Annotated in this window: 20 protein-coding genes and 2 pseudogenes; 4 read left to right on the forward strand and 18 right to left on the reverse strand. The window is 70.6% G+C overall.

The window, feature by feature from the left end; all coding sequences use genetic code 11:
• From tnpB to ABZS40_RS21655, 11 genes and pseudogenes are all read right to left on the reverse strand, one after another.
• Window positions 1-974, reverse strand: a 974-nt coding sequence (gene tnpB / locus ABZS40_RS21605) for an IS607 family element RNA-guided endonuclease TnpB (protein WP_354945105.1), incomplete at its 3' end; no start/stop codon positions are given.
• Window positions 971-1,539, reverse strand: a pseudogene (locus ABZS40_RS21610) (IS607 family transposase). The gene tnpB and the pseudogene ABZS40_RS21610, both read right to left, overlap by 4 nt.
• 63 nt (window positions 1,540-1,602) lie before the next feature.
• Window positions 1,603-2,181 (reverse strand): sigma-70 family RNA polymerase sigma factor, encoded by a 579-nt coding sequence (locus tag ABZS40_RS21615; RefSeq protein WP_354945106.1) that lies wholly within the window; start codon window positions 2,179-2,181, stop codon window positions 1,603-1,605.
• A 171-nt stretch (window positions 2,182-2,352) separates the two neighbouring features.
• On the reverse strand, window positions 2,353-4,179 hold the full coding sequence (locus ABZS40_RS21620; RefSeq protein ID WP_354945107.1) for an ABC transporter ATP-binding protein: 1,827 nt from the start codon (window positions 4,177-4,179) through the stop codon (window positions 2,353-2,355).
• A complete protein-coding gene (locus ABZS40_RS21625; protein WP_354945108.1) occupies window positions 4,176-5,882 on the reverse strand; it encodes an ABC transporter ATP-binding protein in 1,707 nt (568 codons plus the stop codon). Before ABZS40_RS21625 ends, ABZS40_RS21620 begins: the two co-directional genes overlap by 4 nt.
• Before the next feature lie 51 nt (window positions 5,883-5,933).
• Window positions 5,934-6,527 (reverse strand): gluconokinase, encoded by a 594-nt coding sequence (locus tag ABZS40_RS21630; protein ID WP_354945110.1) that lies wholly within the window; start codon window positions 6,525-6,527, stop codon window positions 5,934-5,936.
• The gene (gene manD / locus ABZS40_RS21635; RefSeq protein ID WP_354945111.1) at window positions 6,517-7,746 is read right to left on the reverse strand and encodes a D-mannonate dehydratase ManD; all 1,230 of its coding nucleotides are present in this window, start codon (window positions 7,744-7,746) and stop codon (window positions 6,517-6,519) included. The genes ABZS40_RS21630 and manD overlap by 11 nt, the downstream gene beginning before the upstream one ends.
• 31 nt (window positions 7,747-7,777) lie before the next feature.
• On the reverse strand, window positions 7,778-8,926 hold the full coding sequence (gene dgoD, locus ABZS40_RS21640; RefSeq protein WP_354945112.1) for a galactonate dehydratase: 1,149 nt from the start codon (window positions 8,924-8,926) through the stop codon (window positions 7,778-7,780).
• A 7-nt stretch (window positions 8,927-8,933) separates the two neighbouring features.
• Complete coding sequence (locus ABZS40_RS21645) at window positions 8,934-9,749, reverse strand: carbohydrate ABC transporter permease (protein ID WP_354945113.1); 816 nt, start codon at window positions 9,747-9,749, stop codon at window positions 8,934-8,936.
• Window positions 9,746-10,699: a sugar ABC transporter permease gene (locus tag ABZS40_RS21650; protein ID WP_354945114.1), complete on the reverse strand. Its 954-nt coding sequence runs from the start codon at window positions 10,697-10,699 to the stop codon at window positions 9,746-9,748. The genes ABZS40_RS21645 and ABZS40_RS21650 overlap by 4 nt, the downstream gene beginning before the upstream one ends.
• 75 nt (window positions 10,700-10,774) lie before the next feature.
• A complete protein-coding gene (locus ABZS40_RS21655; RefSeq protein ID WP_354945115.1) occupies window positions 10,775-12,013 on the reverse strand; it encodes a sugar ABC transporter substrate-binding protein in 1,239 nt (412 codons plus the stop codon).
• 183 nt (window positions 12,014-12,196) lie between these two features.
• Between ABZS40_RS21655 and ABZS40_RS21660 the strand changes: the two genes are divergently transcribed.
• A complete protein-coding gene (locus tag ABZS40_RS21660; RefSeq protein ID WP_354945116.1) occupies window positions 12,197-12,985 on the forward strand; it encodes an FCD domain-containing protein in 789 nt (262 codons plus the stop codon).
• 56 nt (window positions 12,986-13,041) lie between these two features.
• Here the strand turns inward: ABZS40_RS21660 and ABZS40_RS21665 are convergent, their stop codons facing one another.
• From ABZS40_RS21665 to ABZS40_RS21675, 3 genes are all read right to left on the reverse strand, one after another.
• A complete protein-coding gene (locus tag ABZS40_RS21665; RefSeq protein WP_354945117.1) occupies window positions 13,042-13,782 on the reverse strand; it encodes a DUF6069 family protein in 741 nt (246 codons plus the stop codon).
• 5 nt (window positions 13,783-13,787) lie between these two features.
• Window positions 13,788-14,786 (reverse strand): RNA polymerase subunit sigma-70, encoded by a 999-nt coding sequence (locus ABZS40_RS21670; protein WP_354945118.1) that lies wholly within the window; start codon window positions 14,784-14,786, stop codon window positions 13,788-13,790.
• Window positions 14,787-14,901: 115 nt separating this feature from the next.
• Entirely contained in the window at window positions 14,902-15,396 is a 495-nt protein-coding gene (locus ABZS40_RS21675; RefSeq protein ID WP_354945119.1) for an ArsI/CadI family heavy metal resistance metalloenzyme, read from the reverse strand.
• Between the two features lie 97 nt (window positions 15,397-15,493).
• Here ABZS40_RS21675 and ABZS40_RS21680 point away from each other — a divergent pair.
• The 3 genes and pseudogenes from ABZS40_RS21680 (at window position 15,494) to ABZS40_RS21690 (ending at window position 17,002) form a co-directional block, all read left to right on the forward strand.
• Window positions 15,494-15,867, forward strand: a pseudogene (locus ABZS40_RS21680) (metalloregulator ArsR/SmtB family transcription factor).
• A complete protein-coding gene (locus ABZS40_RS21685) occupies window positions 15,864-16,601 on the forward strand; it encodes an MIP/aquaporin family protein (protein ID WP_354945120.1) in 738 nt (245 codons plus the stop codon). The pseudogene ABZS40_RS21680 and the gene ABZS40_RS21685 overlap by 4 nt, the downstream one beginning before the upstream one ends.
• Complete coding sequence (locus tag ABZS40_RS21690) at window positions 16,598-17,002, forward strand: arsenate reductase ArsC (RefSeq protein ID WP_354945121.1); 405 nt, start codon at window positions 16,598-16,600, stop codon at window positions 17,000-17,002. Before ABZS40_RS21685 ends, ABZS40_RS21690 begins: the two co-directional genes overlap by 4 nt.
• 149 nt (window positions 17,003-17,151) lie before the next feature.
• Here ABZS40_RS21690 and ABZS40_RS21695 read toward each other — a convergent pair whose 3' ends face one another.
• The 4 genes from ABZS40_RS21695 to ABZS40_RS21710 form a co-directional block, all read right to left on the reverse strand.
• A complete protein-coding gene (locus ABZS40_RS21695) occupies window positions 17,152-17,931 on the reverse strand; it encodes a phosphotransferase (protein WP_354945122.1) in 780 nt (259 codons plus the stop codon).
• A gap of 171 nt (window positions 17,932-18,102) precedes the next feature.
• On the reverse strand, window positions 18,103-19,428 hold the full coding sequence (locus ABZS40_RS21700) for a carbohydrate-binding domain-containing protein (RefSeq protein WP_354945123.1): 1,326 nt from the start codon (window positions 19,426-19,428) through the stop codon (window positions 18,103-18,105).
• Window positions 19,429-19,610: 182 nt separating this feature from the next.
• Window positions 19,611-20,519 (reverse strand): hypothetical protein, encoded by a 909-nt coding sequence (locus tag ABZS40_RS21705; RefSeq protein WP_354945124.1) that lies wholly within the window; start codon window positions 20,517-20,519, stop codon window positions 19,611-19,613.
• Between the two features lie 12 nt (window positions 20,520-20,531).
• The gene (locus tag ABZS40_RS21710) at window positions 20,532-21,320 is read right to left on the reverse strand and encodes an SDR family oxidoreductase (RefSeq protein ID WP_354945125.1); all 789 of its coding nucleotides are present in this window, start codon (window positions 21,318-21,320) and stop codon (window positions 20,532-20,534) included.
• Between the last annotated feature and the right edge of the window lie 40 nt (window positions 21,321-21,360).

Consider the following 21,360-nt stretch of genomic DNA (forward strand, 5'->3'; position numbering starts at 1 on the left):
ATGTGCCGGGCAAGCTTGCGGTTGCGCAGCATCCCGGTGACGTTGAGGTCTTCGATGACGACCGTGCCGTATTCGCGGGTCAGCCGGGTGGTGAGTTTGTGCAGTCCGTCGCGGCGCAGGTTCGCCACCCGGGCATGCGCCCGGCCGAGCCGGGCTGCCGCTCGCTCCCACCGCTTCGAGGCGCGTCGGCCGGTGCGCCGGTCCGGGCCGGTCTTGCGCGCCAGCGCTCGACCGAGCGCCCGCATCCGCTGGTGCGCGGCCGTCAGGTATCGCGGGTTGTCGATCAGCTCGCCGGTCGACAGGACCGCTAGGTGCCTGATGCCGACGTCAACGCCGAGCACCGCGCCCGGCCGGGTGGGTAGCCGCTCGGGGCGCTCGATTTCGACGCAGAAAGCGACGTGCCACCGGCCGCCGTCACGTCGCACGCAGGCGGACATGATCCGGGCGGTGCCGTTGTCGAGGCGGCGGGCGAGCTTGCGGGCGGACTCGTGCAGCTTCAGCTGGCCCAGCCGGGGCAGCACCACATGCTTGCGGTCGGACTCGATCCGGATCGTCCCGGTGGTGAACCGCACGGACGCGATGGTGCGGCGGCGGGACTTGAACCCCGGGAACCCGACCGGCCGGCCGGCGCGCTTACCTGAGCGCGAGTCGGCCCAGTTCTTCAACGCGCGAGCGAGGGCGTCGAGGCCGGTGTTGAACGCCTCCTTCGAGCACTCCCGCCACCACGGCGCGACGTCGGGCTTGGCGACGTTCCACGCCTTACGCAGGCCGGGCAGCGTCCACGACAAGGTCGGGGTCAGCATCTCGTCCGGCAGCCCGTAGGTGCGTTCGGCGGCCCGCTGATCCATGACCGCCTTGACCCTGGCCAACGCCCAGTTGTGGGCCACCCGGGCCGCCCCGGCGTGCGCCAGCACGTCACGTTCCTGCCCGGGGCTGAGATCAAGAGCGAACCGGTACGCCTGGATCGTCTTCACGCCCGAACCTCGGTGACGGCCTCAACCGCGCGACGGGCACGGTTCGCGGCGGCGCGGCGGCCGTACAGGCGGGCGCACAACGACGTCAGGATCTCGGTGACGTCACGCACGAGATCGTCGTCCACCCCGGCCGGATCGACCACCAGGAGACGGCGGCCCCTGCGCGGCAAGGGCGGCCTCGACGTAGTCGGCGCCGAAGCGGCCCCTGTGCTCAACCACGATCGTCGACACGGCCGGGTCGCGCAGCAACGCGAGGAACTTCTTGCGCTGCCCGTCGAGCGCCGAACCGACCTCGGCCACCACCCGGTTCACCGCCAGGCACTGCCCGGTCGCTCACACGCTGACCCGGGCGACCTGCCGGTCCAGGTCCGGCCTCTGGTCGGCCGACGCGACGCGCGTACACGACGGTCTGCGCGGCCCCCGTGCTCGCACCGGTCAACGGTTCACCGACCATGACCAGCCGACCAAATCGATACGCGGGAACAGGCAGTGTCCCGGTCTCGTAACGCCGCCGAGCGGTCGCGTACGAGATACCGGTAGCCGCCGCCCACTCCTTCAAATGCACGCCGCTCACTATAGATAACTAGTGAGCACCAGTGACGATCCACGGGTTAGCAATAGTCAACCCTCAGCCGGTTCGTCGTTCGTGGCTCGGGTCGGTGTCGGCCTGCCAGGCGGCGACGAGATCCTCGCGCGCCCGGGCGACCCGGGAACGGATCGTGCCGACGGGGCACTGGCAGACGTTCGCCGCCTCGGCGTAGGACAGGCCGAGCACCTGGGTGGCGACGAACGCCTCACGGCGCTCCCGGGTCAGTCCGGCGATCAACTGGTGCAGGGTCACGCCCTCGTCGGCACCGGCGGTGATCGCACCGGCGGCCTCGGCTGCGGCCTGCCAGTCCGGCACCGCCGCCATCCTCGGCCGGGCCACCGCCGTTCGCACGTGGTCCACGGCGACGCGGCGGGCGATGGTGAACACCCAGGTACGGGCCGACGAGCGACCGGCGAAGCCGGGCAGGTTGCGAATCGCCCGTAGGAACGTCTCCTGGGTCAGGTCGTCGGCCTCCCCTGGCCCGGCCAGGTGCGACAGGAACCGCCAGACCTGGTCCTGTAGTGCCCGGATGAACGCCGTGGCGGCCTGCCGGTCACCCTGGCCCGCCTCCCGAGCCCACCGGGTCACCTGGTCGTCGTCAGCGACGCCGTTGCGCACAGACCACCGTCCTGAGTGCCACGGGCGCTCCTTCATGCCGAGATGCCGTCGTCGGAACGCCGCCGGTCGGCCGCGCACTCTGGTGGTCGCCGGCCGGTCCGGAAAAGTTCCCGACGTTCCCATGTTCGACCGATCTCGCGCATGTCCGGGGTGACGGGAACCGAGGGCCGCTCAGCTCGGGACGCGCTGGTCCGCGCTCTCGCGTTCTCTCGGAACCACGGGGTCGGGCATGCTCCACGAGCGCCACAGCTGGCTGTACCCACCTCCGGCCCTGAGCAGCTCGGCGTGCGTGCCGTGCTCGGCGACGCGCCCCTGGTCGAGGACGACGATGCGGTCCGCGGTGGCCGCCTGGCTGAGTCGGTGGGCGACGATCAGAGTGGTACGCCCCTCGGTGGCCGCCACGGCGGCGCGGTCGAGGTCGCGCGCGCCCGCGCTGCCCGCCTCGGCGGTGGCCTCGTCGAGGACCGCGACGGCCGGATCGGCGAGGATGAGGCGGGCCAGCGCGAGCTGCTGGGCCTGGGCCGAGGTGAGCTGCCGCCCGCCCTCCCCCACGGCGGTGGCGAGGCCCTCCGGCAGGGTCCGCACCCACTCGGTGGCGCCGACGAGATCGAGGGCGGTGGCGATCTCGGCGTCGGTGGCGTCCGGGTCGGCGAGGCGCAGGTCGTCGGCGAGCGGCCCGGCGAAGACGTGCACCTCCTGGCTGATCAGGGCGATCTCCCGACGGAGGCGGTGCTCGCCGAGTTGGGCCAGCGGCACGCCGCGCAGGGTCACCGCACCGTCGGTGGGCGCGATGATGCCGGCGATGATGCCGGCGAGGGTGCTCTTGCCCGCGCCGCTCGCGCCGACCAGGGCGACGCGCTCCCCGGGGGCGAGACGCAGGGCGACGTCCCGCAGCACCACCGGCCCGTCGTCGTAGCGGTGCTGCCCGACGGTCACCTCCAGTGCCGCCGGTACGCCCCGATCGTGGCGGGCGGGCTCGGTGCCGGCGGGGGCCGCGGTGTCCGGCAGGGTGGTGACCCCGACGAGTCGGGCCAGGCTGGCCCCGGCCTGCAACACCGAGTCCGACTCGAACAGCAGCAGGCCGATGGGGTTGAAGAGGCGGTGGAAGTAGAGCGCGGCCGTGGTGGCGGCGCCGACGGTGGCCAGGTCACCGCGTACCAGCAGGAACCCGGCGAGCAGCACGGCGGCGAGCCCCACGAACTCCGAGCGGTTGATGCGCAGCCCGAAGCGGGTGTAGAGACCGAAGATCTCCAGCGACAGGTCGCGGGCGACGCCGGAGCGCTCCGCGATCCGCGCGACGTGGGCGTCCTCCATCCGGTAGGCGCGCACGGTGGCCGCGCCCCGCAGCGCCTCGGCCGTCGCCTGCGCGCGCTCACCCGTCGCCACCCGCTCGCGGGCGTAGAACGGCACCGACCGCTTGAGGTACCAGCGCAGCGCCACCGCGTACGCCGGGGCTGCGGCCAACCCGGCGATGCCGAGCCGCCAGTCGAGGGCGAAGAGCCCCGCCGCCGTCAGCACGACGGACAGCAGCGCGCCGAGGAAGGCCGGGCCGCTGGTGGCGATCACATTCGTCACCACGGCCACGTCGTCGCCGGCACGGGCCACCAGGTCCCCGGTCCCGGCCCGCTCCAGGGTGGCCGACGGCAGGTGCAGGGCGCGGTCGAGGACCCGCTCCCGGAGTCGGGCCAGCACGGTCTCGCCGAGGCGCGCGGCGACCGCCGCTCCGGCCGCGGTGAGGAGTCCCGCGAGCACGGCGGCGCCCGCGATCACGCCGGCCCAGGCCACCACCCGGGGCGTGTCGGTCCCGGCGATGACGTCGTCGACGAGGCGACCGAGCACCCAGGGGGCGACCAGCCCGGTCGCGGCGGCGACGACCAACAACGTGCCGGCGACGGCGCTGAGCCCCGGCAGGAGGGCCAGCTCGGCACGGAGGGCGGCCCAGGTCTGCCGGCCGGTGGCCGTCGGCAGCAGGTGCCGGGTGATCGGCTCGGACGTCATCGCAGGGTTTCCTCCCGGTAGCGGGCGTCGCTGGCGAGCAACCGCTCGTGCGGACCCTCGGCGACGACCCGTCCCCGGTCGATCACCGCGACCCGGTCGGTGATCCGCAGCAGTGCCGGGCTGGTGGTGATCAGCAGCGTGCCGCGGGTTCCCGCCCCGCGAGCCTCGGCCAGTCTCGTGGCGAGCAAGCCCTCGGTCACCGCGTCGACCGCGGTGGTGGGGTTGTGCAGCACCAGCACCGGCGGGTCGGCGACGAGCGCCCTCGCCAGCCCGATCCGTTGCCGCTGCCCACCGGAGAGGTTCGCCCCGCGTTCGGTGAGCAGGCGGTCGAACCCGTGCGGGTGCGCGGCGAGCACGTCCTCGGCGGCGGCAGCCCGCACGGCGGCACGCAGCACCTCGTCGTCGACGGAGGCGCCGGCGCTGAGGTTGGCGCGCAGCGTCCCCTCGAACAGCGCCACGTCATGCTGCTCGACCAGGACCACGGCGCGCGCGGCGTCGATGTGCAGCTGGTCGGCGGGCACGCCGTCGACGCGGAGCGTCCCCCGGTAATCCGCCCGGGGCACCCGGCCGGCCAGCAGCGCGACCAGCGCCTCGGCCTCGCTCGGGTCGTAGGCGAGCACGCCCAGGATCTCACCGGCGCGGACGCGCAGGCTGACGTCGTCGAGGCCCGCGTAGGAGACCCCGTCGAGGGCGAGCCGGGACGGGCTCGGGGCGGGCGGCCCGGCGTCACCGGGCTGGACGACTGGCGCGGCGCCGAGGACCCGGGCGACCCGCCCCGCGGAGGCTCGGGCCATGGCGAACAACTGGACGCAGTACCCGAGCGTCTGCACCGGCTCGGCGATGAACTGGGCCAGCCCGACCACGGCGACGAGCTCACCGATGGTGAGCCGGCCCTGAAGCGCGAGCCAACCGGCGAATCCGGCGACCGTGGCGAGGAAGAGGCCGTTGACAGTGGTGGTGAGCCCGAGGTGCAGACCCTTGGTGGTGGCGGCGCGCAGGGTGACGTCGAGCGCGTGGCGGCTGGATCCCGCGTACCGGCGGGCAGCGTGGTCCTGTGCGCCGATGCCGCGCAGCACGCGCAGGCCGGAGACGAGGTCGACGGCGAGGGCGGTCGTGGCGGCGAGCGCCTCCTGCTGCGACGTGCTGCGCCGCGTGAGCAGCGGCGCCATCCGCTGGAGGGCGACCACCAGCAGGGGTACGCCGATGAGCACCCCGAGGCCGAGGGGGACGTCGACGACGAGCAGCGCCACGGCCGCGACCACGATGGCGGTGAGCGCCGCGGCGGTGAGTCCCGCGACCCGCACGACGAGCGCGGACAGCTCGGCGTCGGAGGCCGTCACGGACAGCAGTTCGCCGTCGCGCATGCCCGACCGGCGTCCACGCGGGTCGAGGGCGCTGCGGACGATCTCGACCCGGGTGGCGTGCGCCTCGTGTTCGACGGCGGCGAACGCCAGTCGCGCACCGGCCCGGTAGGCGAAGGCGAGCACTGTGAACAGGGCGGCCAGACCGGCCAGCGAGAGCAGCAGGGCGCGGACGTCCCCGGTGGCCACCGCACGGTCGATGACCACGCCGATGGCCACCGGGACGAGGGCTTCGGTGGCCTGGTGGGCGCAGAGCAGCGCGGTGCCGGTGGCCACCCGGGCGCGCTGTCGACGCAGCGCGCGACGGAGCACCACACCACCGGTGGTCTCGGCGACTGTCATGCTCGGATCGATGAGGGCACGGCGACAGACTCCACTTACGATTAGGGCAGGCTAACCTAACATGCCCCCGGAGTGGGGTGGGACGCGCGGTCCCGGCGCTCCCACCGGCACCGAAGCGGGCAGACCGAGACCCGTGACGGCCGCCGCGACCAGGGCCTCCGGGGGCAGCGAGACATCGAGTACGAGCACCGACTCGTCCGGCCCGGCCGGTTCCAGCGTGGCGAGCTGCGACTCCAGCAGACTGGCCGGCATGTAGTGCCCCTCGCGCCGGGCCAGCCGGGCTCGGATGACCTCCACCGGGCCGTCCAGGTGCACGAAGTCCACCCGGAGCGGGCCCCGGCGGAGCACGTCCCGGTACGACCGCTTCAACGCCGAGCAGGCCAGCACCGTCGAGCGGCCCTCCGCGCCGCGATCGGCGATCCACAGGGCGATGTCCCGCAGCCAGGGCCACCGGGTGGTGTCGTCCAGCGGTACGCCGGAGCGCATCCGCGCCACGTTCTGCGGGGAGTGGAACTCGTCCGCCTCGGCGAACGTCAGCCCCGTCGCCGCGCCGATCCCGCGCGCCACCGTGGTCTTGCCGGCCCCGGAGACGCCCATCACCACGACGTGCCGGGTGGGCCGGGCGCCGCGCCGCTCACCAGTCATGGACCGTGCCGTCCTTGAGCCGGTTGAACGGCAGGTACGCCGGCTCGTACGGGAACCGGGCCGCCGCCTCCTCGTCGAGCTCCACCCCGAGCCCCGGTTGGTCACCCGGGTGCAGGTAGCCGTCGGTGAAGGTGAACGACTGCCGGAACACCTCGTTGGCCAGCGGGGTGTGCTTCATGTATTCCTGGATCCCGAAGTTGTGGATGGCCAGGTCCAGGTGCAGCGCCGCGGCCATGCCCACCGGGGAGATGTCGGTGGGGCCGTGGATGCCGGACTTGATCTGGTACTGGGCGGCGAAGTCGAGCAGCTTGCGCATGGACGTGATGCCGCCGGTGTGGGTGACCGCGGACCGGACGTAGTCGATCAGCTGCTCCCGGATCAGGGTCTGGTAGTCCCAGACCGTGTTGAAGACCTCACCGATGGCCAGCGGGGTGGTGGTGTGCTGGCGGACCAGCCGCAGCGCCTCCTGGTTCTCGGCCGGGGTGCAGTCCTCCAGCCAGAACAGGTCGTACGGTTCGAGGGCCTTGCCGAGCTTGGCGGCCTGGATCGGGGTCATCCGGTGGTGACCGTCGTGCAGCAGCGGCAGCTCCGGGCCGAACTCGCCACGCACCGCCTCGAAGACCGACGGCAGGTGGCGCAGGTACGCGCGGGTGTCCCAGTCCTCCTCAGCGGGCAGCGGGGTGCGCTGCGCGGGCTCGTAGTCGTAGCGCTGGCCGGTGGAGCTGGGCTGCGCGGCGACGCCGTAGACCGCGTTGATCCCCGGCACCGAGGTCTGCACTCGGATCGACCGGAAGCCCTCGTCGAGGTGGCGACGGATCGAGTCGAACAGCTCGGGGATGTCCCGCCCCGACGCGTGCCCGTACGCCATGATGCCGGTGCGCGACGCGCCGCCCAGCAGTTGGTACAGCGGCATGCCGGCGGCCTTGGCCTTTATGTCCCAGAGCGCGACGTCCACCGCCGCGATGGCCGCCATGGTGACCGGGCCGCGCCGCCAGTACGCCGACCGGTACAGGAACTGCCAGGTGTCCTCGATCCGGTGCGGATCCCGTCCCATCAGCAGTGGGGCGACGTGGTCGCGCAGGTACGAGGCGACGGAGAGCTCGCGGCCGTTGAGCGTGGCGTCGCCCAGACCGGTGATGCCCTCATCAGTCGTGATCTTGAGGGTGACGAAGTTCCGGTCGGGGCTGGTCACGATGATGTCTGCTGCGACGATCTTCACGGGGTGCCTTTCGTTCTTGCCGGTCGGGGTCTCACCACTCCGCGTAGGAGCCGTCGGGGTGCCGCCAGGTCGGGCTGCGCCAGGCGTGCCCGCGCTTGTCCGCGGTCCGCACTGCGTGTTCGTCGATCTCGATGCCGAGACCGGGCGCGGTCAACCGGGACACATACCCGTCGACGAAGGTCAGCGGGGTCTGGTCGAGGCAGTAGTCGAGCACCTCGGCACCCTGGTTGTAGTGGATGCCGATGCTCTGCTCCTGGATCAGGAAGTTGGGTGTGGCGAAGCCGACCTGGAGGCAGGCGGCGAGGGCGATCGGCCCGAGCGGGCAGTGCGGGGCGAGCTGCACGTCGTACACCTCGGCCAACGTGGCGATCTTGCGAACCTCGGTGATGCCGCCGGCGTGCGCGAGGTCCGGCTGGGCCACGGCGATGCCGGCCTGCAACACGGGCAGGAACTCCTGCCGGCTGTAGAGCCGCTCCCCCGTCGAGATGGGGGTGGTGGTGCAGCGGACGACCTCACCGATCAGGTGCGAGTTCTCCGGCACCACCGGCTCTTCGAGGAAGAACGGCCGGTACGGCTCCAGCAGCGGGGCGACCCGCCGGACGTTGGCGAGGGTGAACCGACCGTGGAAGTCGACAGCGACGTCGCGGTCGTCGCCGAGGACCTCGCGGGCGACGGCCACCCGCCGCACCACCGCGTCGAGGTCGGCGACCGAGGCGAGCGTGCCCATCCGCCCGGACGCGTTCATCTTCACAGCGGTCAGGCCCGCCTCGATCCGGGCGCTGATCTGGTCGCGGATCTCGGCGGGCTCGTCACCACCGATCCAGCCGTAGACCCGGATCCGGTCCCGGACCGGCCCGCCGAGGAGTTGGTGCACGGGGGCGCCGTAGTGCTTGCCGGCGATGTCCCAGAGCGCCTGGTCCAGGCCGGACACGGCGCTGGCCAGGATCGGGCCACCCCGGTAGAAGGACCCCTTGGTCAGCACCTGCCAGTGGTCCTCGATGCGCAACGCGTCCCGGCCTATGAGCAGCTCGCTGAGCTGGTGGACGGCGGTGCGCACGGTCTCGGACCGGCCCTCGCAGGTCGCCTCGCCCCACCCGACGATGCCGGAGTCCGTCTCGATCCGGACGAACAGCCAGCGGGGTGCGACCAGGAAGGTCTCCACAGTTGCGATCGTCGTCATGACCCGGTCAGCCCTTCGTGGCACCGGCGGTGAGGCCGGAGACGACGTACTTCTGCACGAACAGGGCGATCAGCATGATCGGCAGGGTGACCACTGTCGCGGCGGCCATCAGCCCGCCCCAGTCGATGCTGGCGTAGCCGACGAAGTCGAAGATCGCGACGGGGAGCGTCTTGGTGTCGGAGCCGGAGAGCACCAGGGCGAACATGAAGTTGTTCCAGGAGAAGATGAAGGAGAGGATGCCGGCGGTCGCGACGCCGGGCACCGACAGCGGCAGGGTGATCCGCCGGAACGCGCCGATGTGGGTCAGCCCGTCGACCAGCGCGGCCTCTTCCAACTCGGTCGGCAGGCCGTCGAAGTAACCCATCATGATGTAGACGATCAGCGGCAGCGACACGAACATGTGACTCAGGATCAGCACTGTGAAGCCGCCGACCATCTTCAGGTTCGAGAAGACGTAGTACCAGGGCACCAGGAGCGAGACGCCGGGGATCACCCGGGCCATGAGCACGACGAGCGCTGACTTCCTCATGCTGAACCGGCTCATCGAGTACGCGGCGGGCACCCCGAGCAGGAGCGAGAGCGTGGTGGCCGCGAACGCCACCCAGAGGCTGTTGCCGATGAACTCGAGATAGTTCGCCTGCTGGAGAACTGTCTCGTAGTTCTTCAGGCTGGGCGAGAAGGCGAACGCCTTGGCCGTGTCGTAGATGTCCACGTTGGTCTTGAACGACGCGGCGACCATCCAGAGCAGCGGCGCCATCAGCGCGAACACCACGACGACGAGAGCCGAGTCGCGGAACACCCGGTACGGCTTGCTCGGCTTCATCGGCCCAGCCCCTTCTTGCGATAGGTGAGGGCCCACATCACCCCGATGATGATCAGGAAGAAGATGATGAGGACTGTCGACGAGACGCCGTAGTCGTTGTAGTCGAAGCTGAGGCCGTACGCGTACACGTTGAGGGTCTCGACCTCGTGGAAGGACCCGCCGCCGCGCCCCTTGGTGGCGTAGAGGATGTCGAACGTCTTCAACGCGTCGATGCCCCGCAGCAGGATGGCGACGATCACCGTGGGCATCAGCAGCGGGAGGGTCACGTGCCGGAACCGCTGCCAGCTGCTGGCTCCGTCGATCCGGGCCGCCTCCTGGGGTTCGTCGGAGAGGGAGGTGAGCCCGGCGAGCAGGATCAGCACGACCATCGGGGTCCACTGCCAGATGTCGATGAACATCGTCGTCGGCAGGGCCGAGTGCTGCCCGGCCAGCCAGGGCTGGGGGCCGATGCCGACCCAGCCGAGCAGCTGGTTCGCCATCCCGATGTTGGGGTCGAAGATCAGGCGCCACATCATGCCGACCGCCACCGGGGTGGCCACCAGCGGCAGGAGGATCGCGACGCGGACCCACTTCTCACCGCGGAAGGGCCGCCACAGCAGCAGGGCGATCGCCATGCCGAGGATGACCTCGAAGAACAGCACGACGCCGGTGAAGAGGACCGTGCGCCAGACCGCCGGCCAGAACCGGTCGGTGTCGGTGAGCACGTCGAGGTAGTTCTGGAAGCCGATGAACTCGGACTCGGCGCGTACCGAACCCTCGGCGTCGGTCAGGCTCAGGTACCCGGTCCACGCCACCGGAAAGATGATCAGCACGGCGACGAACGCCATGGCGGGTGCCGCGAAGAGCCACTTGCGGTGTTCGTTGGCCCAACGCGACCAAGCCGACGTCGTGTCCACTGACGCCGCGGGGGCCTCGGGCGAATCGGTACGGGGGGTGAGAACGGCTGACATTGAGATCTCCGGGTTGGAGGGGTCAGGTCCCGGCGAGGCGGCGGAGCCGGTCGGCCCCGCCGCCCGGCGCGTGGGTTACTTCGCCTCGTCGTCGAGGAACTTCTGGAACGCCGCGTTCGCCGTGTCCGCCGAGCTGGCGGCGTCCTTGCCGGTGATCGCGTCCACGATCGGCTGGCCGACGATCTCCCGCGCCTGGGCCACCTTGACCACCAGCGGACGGTCGTGCCCCACGCCGTTGGCGGTGCTGACCGTGTTGGCCTCGGCAAGGTCCTTCGGGTAGGAGGCGGTACCCGCCGGGTTCGCCCAGACCGAGGCGCGAGCACCGGGTACGCCTGCCGTCTGCTGCGCCAGCGCCTGCTCCTTGCCGGCGGCCCACTGGATGAACTTCCAGGCGTTGTCCTTGTTCTCCGAGCTGTCGTTCACGCCGAGCGCCCAGGAGGGGATGTTGTACGGCTTCGATCCGGCCGGTCCGGCCGGGAAGGCGGCGAAGCCGACGGAGTCGACGACCTTGGACTTGGTCGGGTCGGTGGCGTTCTTGTAGAGCGAGTTGGCCTCGGTGTAGAAGGCGGCCTTGCCCTGCGTGAAGATCGCCATCGCCTCGGACCAGCTCATGTCGGTGCTGATGTTCTCCGGGCCGTGGTCCCTGAGCAGCCCGCCGTAGTAGGCGTACGCCTGCTTGGCCTGCTCGGTGTTGACAGTGGCCTTTCCGCTGGCGTCCACGAAGTCGCCGCCGAAGCTGAAGAGGAAGCTGGAGAACTGCGTCACGGCGGCGGCCTTGCCGGTACGAGCGACGAAGCCGGCGACGCCCGGGTTGTCGGCCTCGATCTTCGCGGCCTGCGCCTTGAGTTCGTCGAGGGTCTTGGGCGGTGTGGTGAACCCGGATTTCGTCAGCAGGTCCTTGCGGTAGTAGAGGACCTCCTGCTCGGTGATGATCGGCAGCCCGACGACATTGTCCTCATAGGTCGTCGCCTGCACCGGCCCGGCCTGGAAGTCACCGAACTCGAAGGCGCTGTCGGACTTGACCTTCTCGCTCAGGTCGGCCAGGTACTTGTTCTTGCCGAACAGCTTCCCCTCCTGCAGGGGCCGGTACATCATCACGTCGAGGTCGTCCGACCCGGCGTTCAACTTGACGTTGTACTGGTCGGAGAGCTGGTCCTCACCGAGCTGGGTGACTTCGACTGTGAGGCCGGACTGCTTCTCGAACTCCGGCAGGGCCTTCTTGATGTTCTCGGTCCACACGTGGTTGACCAGTGTCACGCGAACTGTCTTCGAGCCCTCGCCGCCGCCGTCGCCGCCGCAGGCGGTCAGGCTCATGGCGGCGACCACAGCCAGAGAAGTGCCGATTATCGATCGACGTCGCACGCTTGTCTCTCCTTCTGTCGTGGCCGCCGCCCCCGAGAGAGCCGCTACCTCGGTGTTACATCCGCTTAACATCGGGATGCTAGGCCGAAAAAGCTGATTACCTCAAGAGGTAGATGCAAATGATATGATCTTTGAGTGGAACCGTCCTCAACAGAGGTTGCCGCCGCACCGGCCCTCCCCGCCGAGTCCGGGCTGCACGCGCGCGTCCTCGAACACCTCGGCACCGCCATCTGCGGCGGAGAGCTGGCGCCCGGATCGGTCCTCAACATTGACGAGCTGGTCGACAGGTACGCCGTGTCCCGCTCGGTCGTCCGCGAGGTGCTGCGGGTGCTGGCCTCGATCGGATTCATCGAGGCGCGCCGACGGGTGGGTGTGATGATCCGGCCGGCGAGCGCCTGGAACGTCTTCGACCCGCAGGTGATCCGCTGGCGTCTCGCCTCGGCCGGCCGGATGGCCCAGCTCCGCTCGATCACCGAGCTGCGCACCGCCGTCGAGCCGCACGCGGCCTACCTGGCCGCCAGCCGGATCGGTCGTGACGAGGCGAGCGACCTCGTCGGGCTGGCGGCGAAGATGTGGGCCGCCGGCGAGGCCGGCGACGAGGAGCGGTTCCTGCACCTCGACATCGAGTTTCATCGGCGCGTCCTGCTCGCCTCCGGAAACGAGATGTTCGTCCGGCTCCAGGAGTTGGTCGCTGAGGTGCTCACCGGCCGGCACAAGCACCACCTCATGCCGCACCACCCGCATGAGCAGGCCCTCCAGATGCACGCCGACGTCGCGCAGGCGATCCAGCGGCGCGACGGTGAGCGTGCCCGGCAGGCCATGGTGCAGCTGATGGAGCAGGCCTTCGACGAGATGAAGTCGCTGTGGGAGCAGACCGGCCTACCCGACCGGAACGCGGTTGGCGGCCCGACGAGCGGCGCATGAGGCAGGGGCCGGCCCGATGGGCCGGCCCCTGCGCGGTTCGGTGGCGCGAGCTGTCGTCAGTCCGTCCGGGTGCGGAGGCTTCGTGCCAGGGCGGGGATCATCACCGCCGCGGCGACGAGGTGCAGCCCGAGCAGGGCGGTGATGGTGGCCGAGTTGGCCCCGGAGATGAGGGGCGGGACCAGCGAGAGCGCGGTCAGCGCCACTGCCGTCCACACGAACCGGTCGGCGGGCCGAGCACTCCACCGGAGCAGAGCCACGGCGATGACGACGCCCACGACCGAGAAGAAGCCGGTCACCACTGCGATCCCGGACACCGGAATCGTCTCGCCGCCATCGGGGATCTCGAAGTCGACGCCAGCGGCCCGGGCCAGCGCGGCAGCGAGGGTGGTGGTCACCATCGCCGCGAGCGTGGCAATCAAGCCGGTGCCGGCGAGCCCGCGGAATCGGTGGGTGTAGCTGGGTCGGCCCGAGGCCGGACCGGCGACGATCTCGCTGTCCTTCATGCTGATCATGTCGTCTCCCTCATCTGGAGGCTGCCGTAAAGGATGTGTCGAATGGCGCGCGACGGCACCGGGCGTGAAGACACGCACTCTCGCCGTACGACGGCCGGGGTTGCGCAGCGCTCGGACGCCGGTGCCGCGCAGCCAGAACCCGGCGTCGGGTCCGAGGACCGGCCCGGGCTCGCCGTCGCGCAGCTCAAGCTGCACCCGCCCACCGGTGACCACGCCGAACGCGTCGTGCCACTCCGCCGTGACCACCTCGGCACGCGCGCCACCGCGCAGCGTGAGCGTCCGCACCGGGACTACTCCGTGCCGTCCGCCGGAAGGCGCTCCGGCAGCCCGAGCCGCGGGAACTGGTCGTCGTGGAAGATGATGATCTCGGTGATCGCGCCGCCGGTGATCCGCAGGACGTCGATCGTCAGCGGCAGATACGCGCCCTCCTGCTTGCGCCAGTGGTAGAAGGCGACGGCGGGCTGCCGGTTCACCGAGGTGGGGACCCCGCGCAGGCCCGTCATGCCATCGAAGCCATCCTCGACCCAGTTGTTCACCACCGCCTCGCGGCCGACGTGAAGGCCCGGCGTGGGCGGCATCGAGCAGCGGACGTCGTCCCGCAGCATGGCGGCGAGCGCGTCGACGTTCGTGGCCACGCTGGCGTCGGTGAAGCGGCGCACCAGCTCGCGCGTCCCGGCGTCCTCCTCGCCACCGGTCCAGTCCTGCCGCTCGGCGGGCAGGTGCTCCCGCATGCCGGCGCGAGCGCGCTGCAGGGCACTGTTGACCGAGTTGACCGAGTCTCCGAGCAGCTCCGCGACGTCCTTCGCGGGCCAGCCGAGCACGTCCCGCAGGATCAACACCGCCCGGGGACGCGGCGCGAGGTGCTGGACCGCGACCAGGTACGCCAGCTCGATCGTCTCCCGCGCGACGGCGACGGTCTCCGGCTCGTCCGCGTCGCCGGCGGGCAGCTCGTCGAGCAGCCGGTCCGGGTAGGGCTGCAACCACAGCACCTCGCCGCCGGTGGCCGGCTCCGGGCGGCGCTTGGCGAGCAGGTCCAGGCAGGCGTTGGTGGCGATCCGGTACAGCCAGGCCCGGAACGTCGACCGCCCCTCGAACGTCTCCCGCCGCCGCCAGGCACGCAGGAACGTCTCCTGCACGGTGTCCTCGGCGTCCTCGAACGACCCGAGCATCCGGTAGCAGTGCACGTGCAGTTCCCGCCGGTGCCGCTGCGCCAGCCCCGAGAACGCCGGCTCGTCGACCTCGCTTAGACCGCTCACGCTCAGCTCCTCCAGCCGCGTGTCCGCACTCATCACGTCATCCTTCCGCCTCGTCATGTCCTGTCCTAGGTATGACGGGCGCGGACCCGACAACTCATCACTCGGGCCTGATCGAGCAAGGCTCGCGTTACCGGCACTAGGGGAAGTCCTACCTCCCCGGCGCGGACGCTGAGCAGCAGCGCGACCCAGCCCCGCTGGCGGCCGAGGCCTCCCGCACCTCCGTGGCAGGCGGTTCGCCACAGCGACACTCCTCGGCGCTCGCCTTGGCCAGGGAGTCGGCATCGGCCTTGAAGGTGTAGACCTCCCAGGGCTCGTCGCCGGGGCCGCGCACCCAGACCTTGTCCTGGAGCGCGTAGCAGCACTCGGTGTCGGTCTCCTCCAGCGTGATCAAACCGGACTCGGCGAGACGCCTGGTGGCGGCGTTGACGTCGTCGGTGGAGAACACCTCCACGCCCAGGTGGTCCAGCACGGTGGGTTGGTCGGCCGCACCCTCGATGAGGACGAGCTTCAGCGGCGGGTTCTGCACGGCGAAGTTGGCGTATCCGGGACGACGCTTGGCCGGCTCGACGCCGAAGAGGTTCGAGTAGAAGGCCACCGAACCTTCGAGGTCGGACACGCGCAGGGCGAGTTGGACGCGGGACATGGGATACCTCCTGCTGGGGGACTTCCATCGCTGTCTAGATGGATATCGAAGCAGCCCCACTGTTGCAGGCTGTTTCGACATCTGTCAAGGTAGAGAAATGTCGAAACAAGAGCTGCCAACTGTCGATCCTCGGGCGGTGGTCTGCTGCGCTCCACTGGCGGTCCGTCCGATGGACACTGAGCAGGCGGCGTGGTCGCGCCGATGTTCAAGGCCCTCGGCGACCCGGTCCGACTACGGCTGATGTCGATGATCGCCTCGGTGCCGGAGATGTGCGTGTGTGACCTGACACCGGCGTTCGACCTGTCCGGGCCGACCATCTCCCACCACCTCAAGGTGCTGCGGGAAGCCGGCCTGGTCGACTCCGAGCGTCGCGGCACGTGGGTCTGGTACCGGGTCAGGCCCGAGGCGTTCCGTCAGCTCGGCACGCTACTCGACCTGCCTCCCACGGCCGCGGCGGTCGACTCGCGATGAGGCTTAGCCTCGCCCGTCGAGCCTCGGCCGAGCTGGCCGGCACGGCACTGCTTGTCACCGCCGTGGTCGGGTCCGGCATCGCCGCGGCTCGGATGTCGCCCAGCGACGTCGGGCTTCAGCTGCTGGAAAACGCGATCGCCACCGCGCTCGCGCTGGGTGCGCTCATCCTGACGTTCGGGCCGGTCTCCGGCGCGCACTTCAACCCCGTCGTGTCCGCCGTCGACTGGTGGCTCGGCCGACGCACCGGAACCGGCCTGACCGGCTCAGACCTCGCCGCCTACACCGCCGCACAGACAGCCGGCGCGATCGCGGGATGCGTGCTGGCGAACCTCATGTTCGACCTGCCGGCGGCAAGCTGGTCACAGACCCACCGCACCGGCGAGAACCTGTGGCTCGCCGAGGTCGTCGCCACCGGCGGTCTTGTCGTGCTGGTCTTCGCCCTTGCCCGTACCGGACGGACCTCGGCTGCACCGGCCGCCGTCGGTGCCTACATCGGTGCGGCCTACTGGTTCACCTCGTCCACCTCGTTCGCCAATCCCGCCGTCACCGTCGGCCGCGCCATCACCGACACCTTCGCCGGCATCGCACCCACTTCGGTGCCCGGCTTCGTGATCGCCCAACTCGTCGGCGGGCTGCTCGCCGTCGCCGCGCTGGCCGCCTGGTACCCCGGCGCCGAGCACGCCGCTGATGCCGTTCTCCTGCCCCGACTAGCACAGGAATCCGACACGCTATGAGCGACAGGCCCTCCGTTCTGTTCGTCTGCGTCCACAACGCCGGGCGCTCCCAGATGGCCGCCGGCTGGCTTCGACACCTCGCTGGCGACACCGTCGAGGTCCGCTCCGCCGGCAGCGAACCCGCCGACCAACTCAACCCCGTCGCCGTCGAAACCATGCAGGAAGTCGGCATCGACATCACCGGCCAGACCCCGGTACGCCTCAGCTGGGACACCGCCGAAGCCAGCGACGTCATCGTCACCATGGGCTGCGGCGACACCTGCCCCGTCTTCCCCGGCAAGCGCTACGAGGACTGGGCGCTCACCGACCCGGCCGGACAGCCCATCGCCGTCGTCCGCCAGATCCGCGACGACATCCGGGCCCGGGTCGACGCCCTCCTGGCCGAGCTACGTCGGCGATGACCGGCTTCGCAAGGTCGCGGCATCAAACCGCCCGGACACCCAACGTTCACGCCAGCCCGAGGCTGAGGGCGAGTTCGCCGATCATTGTGGGCGCGTCCGGGTCACAGGCGACCTGACAGCACCCACACGGCTTGACCATTCATCGAGTGTCAGACGGTGAGCGATCTGACGCCACTGCGCCCCAGGGGTTCCCGCATTCGTGCCCTGAGCACGTCGAATTCGCACCCCGGCGCGTCCGGATCGAAGCCGTGCTCGATGAGCCAGCGCGATGCCACCAGACTGCGCAGTGACCACCAGGCGCGGATTACGTCCCGGTCCGCGCCGGCACCGTAACCCGCAAGCAGGTCGTCCAGGCGCTCCTCGTGCCCGAGCGTCAGGATGGCGAGATCGAACATGGCGTCGCCGGGGGCGGCCTCGGACCAGTCGATGACGCCGCTGACCTCGTCGCCTTCGACGAACACGTGGGTGATCTGCAAGTCGCCGTGGACGAACACCGACTTCCACGGCCTGAGCGCGGCCTCGGCAATCTCACGGTTGCGTCGGACCACCTCGGCGGGCAGAACAGCGTTGGCGAGCAGCCACGCGCACTCGCTGTCGAGTTCCGCCGCCACGTCGTCGAGCCCAGGGCCCGGCCAGGGCGGCAACGGCGCATCGTGCAGCGTCCGTACGGCGGCACCCGCCGCAGCCCAGGCCGCCGGCGACGCGGCCGACGGTTCGCCGAGGAGACCGAGCGCCCTGCCGGGCACGGCGGCGATCGCGAGCACTGGCGGCTTGCGCCAGAGGATCGCCGGAGTTGGTATCGGCGCCGACTCCATCGCCCACACCTCGACGTCGGCGTGCGCCGGGTCGCCGTCGACCTTCAGGAACACGTCGCCGACACGCAGCGTCGCGCGCTGGCTGTGGGCGACGACAACCTCAACCTCTGCCATACGGGCCATCCTGGCGGGATGGCCACCGATGTCGCCGGACTTACCGATGGCGGAACGCCGCCGGTCTTGTGTGGCTTGGCGATCCCGTGTCTGGCAGGGCCGCTGACCTGAGCAGGTCAGCGGCCCTGCGGGGGGTGTGTGGACTCGAACCCTGACCCTTTGGGCTACGCCTTAGCGGACCACGCCAATGCCAGTAAACGACCTGTCGTACTCGGTGAACGACTGGTTGGTGTACGGGGCATAAATCCAGGTCCGCAGCGAGTTGGCGGCGGTGTCGATCTCGACCAGGCGTACCGGATTGGTGGTGTTGGAGTGGAACGTCTGGAGGAACGAGTAGATCTTGTTGCCGTTGACCCCGGTGTCGACCCGGTTGGCGGCGATGCCCACGTGGCCGGAGAAGACGAACCGGATGTTGGCGTACTGCTTGATCAGGTTGTCGAAGAGATACTGCGGGCTGGTCGCGCCGTAGGACGCGCTCTGCTCGATGTTGCCGCTGCCGTCGATGTAGTCGTGGGTGACGACGATGACGTTGTGCCGGGGGTTGGCCGCCACGACGTTCTTTGCCCAGTTCACGGCCTCGACCCGGGGCCACAGCTCCACTGTCAGCACCATCCACTGCACGCCCCCGGCCTCGAAGGTCGAGTACGAGTTGTCGACCTTGCCGGCCTCGAACTGTCCCTTGACCGCGCGGTACTGGCTGACGGTGAAGAAGCTGTTGAAGACGCTTGTGTCGCGGACGAGTTCCCGGGTGTGCTCGGGGTCGCGGGCCGAGCCGCCCACGCCGGTGGCCTGGGTGTCGTGGTTGCCGAGGGCCAGCGCGTACGGAATCGCGGCGTTCTCTACCGGCCGCATCGCGTTGCGGGCGATGACGTACTGCGAATGGTCCGGGGTGTCCCAGTTGACCACGTCACCCGAGGAGGTCACGAAGCGCAGGTCCAGCGCGGACCGGTTCTGCACAAGCCAGTTGGTGCGGTTGAGGAACCGGGAGTCGTTGGTGTTGAGCACCTCCTGCTGGGTGTCCGGCATCACCGCGAAGCTGAACTTCGTGTCGGTGGCGCTCGCGGTCTCCATCCGCGCGTACGCGATGTGGACGTTGCGGTCGCAGGGGTCGGCCCGGAAGTCGTTGACGAGCTGGATTTGCACGGTGTGCTGCCCGCCGCCGACCGCTGCGCCGACCGGGTAGGTGCCGTAGCTGGTCGCGCTGACGATTGTGGTCTGACCGACGTTGACCCCGTCGACCGTCACCCGGACGGTCGGCCAGCCCTGGCAGTTGTCACCGATGGCTCCGATCAGCACCCGCCCGGAGCCGCTGATGCTGGTCGTGGCGTAGCTGGAGTTGCCCCAGAGCGAGGCGTGCGTGCCGGACGTGGGCACCGGTGTTCCGGTTGCCGTGCGGATCGCGCCCCCTACGACGGTGAACTGGGAGGGTTCGGCGGCGTTCGCCGTACCGCCGGTGAGCACACCCCCAACCACGGCGACCACTGTCGCCACGGCCATCGCGAGGAACCTTGACCTGAATCTCCTGATGCGCACCGCTGATCCTCCCTCGCCGACAGACGCCCAAAGAGCTGGGCAGTCGCAGCGTAGGGTCGATCGGGACGACACATGTGAATGCGTCAAGACCAGGCTGAGTACCTGGGCTGTACTTCCCGTGCCGCCGCCCGTGCCGGAGCGCGGTCCTACCGGGCCGTGTCGCCGCCTGATCGGCCCGCACCGGCGGAGGGCCGGTGGGCGATGCGGGGCGCCCGCACGGCGGAGGCGTTGCCGGCGCCGGGGCGGTAGTCGCGTGCCGCGCTGGCCACCATCTCGTCGGCATCGCGAGCGAGCGCCTGCCGGATGTGCGGCGGGACGAACTCGGACGTCGCCATCGCCAGTCGGACCTGCACCGCGCGGTCGTCGACCAGGCGGGCCAGATCCGCCTCGTCCAGCTCGACGGCCCGCACCAGCGCGGCACGGACGTCGACCACCGGGTCCGCGGCGAGCGCGCCGCGCTGCTCGGCGGTGGTCCGCGGGTTGCGGGCAACCCCCTTGCGTACGCGTGCGGTGCGATCGGCCAGCAGGGCGGTGATCACGTCGGGGTCGTGGGTGTGCGTGGCGAGCCGTTCCCGTACCTCGGGTGACACGTCGTCGATCAGCTTGGCGGCCAACTCCGGCTCCAGCACACGACTCTCCGCGAGGAGACCGCGAAGCTCCTTGTCCGTGGTCTCCGACATGACCTGGCGGATCGACTCGTCACAGGCCGGGTTGCCGGCGACCGCCCAGCGGACCCACCGGTCGGCGTCCTTGACCAGGCGCATGAGGTTGGCGATCGAGGCGGAGGGGTTCCTCGCCACGGCCTCCCGGACCTGACGATCATGGTCGCGGGTGAGTGGTCGCAGGGCCTGCGCGGGTGCGTCGGCCCGAGCGGCGACCGCCTTGCGGACCAGGACCGACGGATCCGACGCCAGGTCGATAAGGGTCATTTGTGGCGTTGTGGGGTCCTGAGCGAGGGCGAGCCGAGCGTCAGCGCTGCCACCGATCGGACGGTGGGCGGTGGTGCCGGACCCGCTGTGACGGTCGGCGTCGCCGACGTCCTGCTGTTTCCCCATGGCGCAATCATGTCACGCGCCCGGTTCGGCAGTACCGGCCGCGGGCGGGACCGGGGCGGGCAGGCGCAGGCCGGACATGCCGCCGTCCACCGGCAGCGACGAACCGGTCACCGACCCGGTCGCGGGCGACGCGAGGTAGACGACGGCGGCGGCCACCTCGTCGGCGGTCACCAGGCGGCCGGTCGGCTGCCGGGACGCCAGCTGCCTCTTCTCGGCCGTCGGGTCGGCCGCACCGGCGAGCAGGCGGGCCACCCAGGGCGTGTCGACGGTGCCGGGGGCGACGCAGTTGACCCGGACGCCCTCCGTCACCAGGTCGGCGGCCATGGCGAGGGTGAGGGCGTGCACGGCGCCCTTCGACGCCGAGTACAGGGCCCGTCGGGGCAGGCCGACGGTCGCCGCGATCGAGGAGATGTTGACGATCGCCGCGGACGACGACCGACGCAGGTACGGCAGGGCGACGGCGCTGGTTCGGGCCACGCCGGAGACGTTGACGTCGAGTACACGGCTCCACTGCTCGTCGTCGTTCTCCTCCACGGTGCCGACGGCCGAGATGCCGGCGTTGTTCACCAGGATGTCGATGCCGCCGAACGCCTCCGCGACCGAGGCGACGGCAGCGCTGAGGGAGGACCGGTCGGCCACGTCCGCCCGGACCCCGAACACGCCGGGATCCTCGGGGCGGCCGGACAGCTCCAGGTCCAGGACACCCACCCGGGCGCCGGCGGCGGCGAACGCCCGCACGCAGGCGAGGCCGATCCCCGATCCACCTCCGGTCACCACCGCCACGAGACCGTCACACCGCATGCTGCTCTCCCCTTCCGAGTGGTCCGCTGAGGTGACGCAC

The sequence above is a fragment of the Micromonospora sp. NPDC005324 genome (assembly GCF_040607155.1).
Lineage (GTDB): Bacteria > Actinomycetota > Actinomycetes > Mycobacteriales > Micromonosporaceae > Micromonospora > Micromonospora trifolii.

Coding starts and splice junctions, on each gene's coding strand:
- ABZS40_RS21705 (WP_354945124.1), bottom strand. CDS start 20,519: ATGGGGAAACAGCAGGACGTCGGCGACGCCGACCGTCACAGCGGGTCC.
- ABZS40_RS21675 (WP_354945119.1), bottom strand. CDS start 15,396: ATGTCCCGCGTCCAACTCGCCCTGCGCGTGTCCGACCTCGAAGGTTCG.
- ABZS40_RS21670 (WP_354945118.1), bottom strand. CDS start 14,786: ATGAGTGCGGACACGCGGCTGGAGGAGCTGAGCGTGAGCGGTCTAAGC.
- ABZS40_RS21710 (WP_354945125.1), bottom strand. CDS start 21,320: ATGCGGTGTGACGGTCTCGTGGCGGTGGTGACCGGAGGTGGATCGGGG.
- dgoD (WP_354945112.1), bottom strand. CDS start 8,926: ATGACGACGATCGCAACTGTGGAGACCTTCCTGGTCGCACCCCGCTGG.
- ABZS40_RS21695 (WP_354945122.1), bottom strand. CDS start 17,931: ATGGCAGAGGTTGAGGTTGTCGTCGCCCACAGCCAGCGCGCGACGCTG.
- ABZS40_RS21650 (WP_354945114.1), bottom strand. CDS start 10,699: ATGTCAGCCGTTCTCACCCCCCGTACCGATTCGCCCGAGGCCCCCGCG.
- ABZS40_RS21685 (WP_354945120.1), top strand. CDS start 15,864: ATGAGGCTTAGCCTCGCCCGTCGAGCCTCGGCCGAGCTGGCCGGCACG.
- ABZS40_RS21700 (WP_354945123.1), bottom strand. CDS start 19,428: ATGGCCGTGGCGACAGTGGTCGCCGTGGTTGGGGGTGTGCTCACCGGC.
- ABZS40_RS21620 (WP_354945107.1), bottom strand. CDS start 4,179: ATGACGTCCGAGCCGATCACCCGGCACCTGCTGCCGACGGCCACCGGC.
- ABZS40_RS21630 (WP_354945110.1), bottom strand. CDS start 6,527: ATGACTGGTGAGCGGCGCGGCGCCCGGCCCACCCGGCACGTCGTGGTG.
- ABZS40_RS21645 (WP_354945113.1), bottom strand. CDS start 9,749: ATGAAGCCGAGCAAGCCGTACCGGGTGTTCCGCGACTCGGCTCTCGTC.
- ABZS40_RS21655 (WP_354945115.1), bottom strand. CDS start 12,013: ATGAGCCTGACCGCCTGCGGCGGCGACGGCGGCGGCGAGGGCTCGAAG.
- ABZS40_RS21690 (WP_354945121.1), top strand. CDS start 16,598: ATGAGCGACAGGCCCTCCGTTCTGTTCGTCTGCGTCCACAACGCCGGG.
- ABZS40_RS21625 (WP_354945108.1), bottom strand. CDS start 5,882: ATGACAGTCGCCGAGACCACCGGTGGTGTGGTGCTCCGTCGCGCGCTG.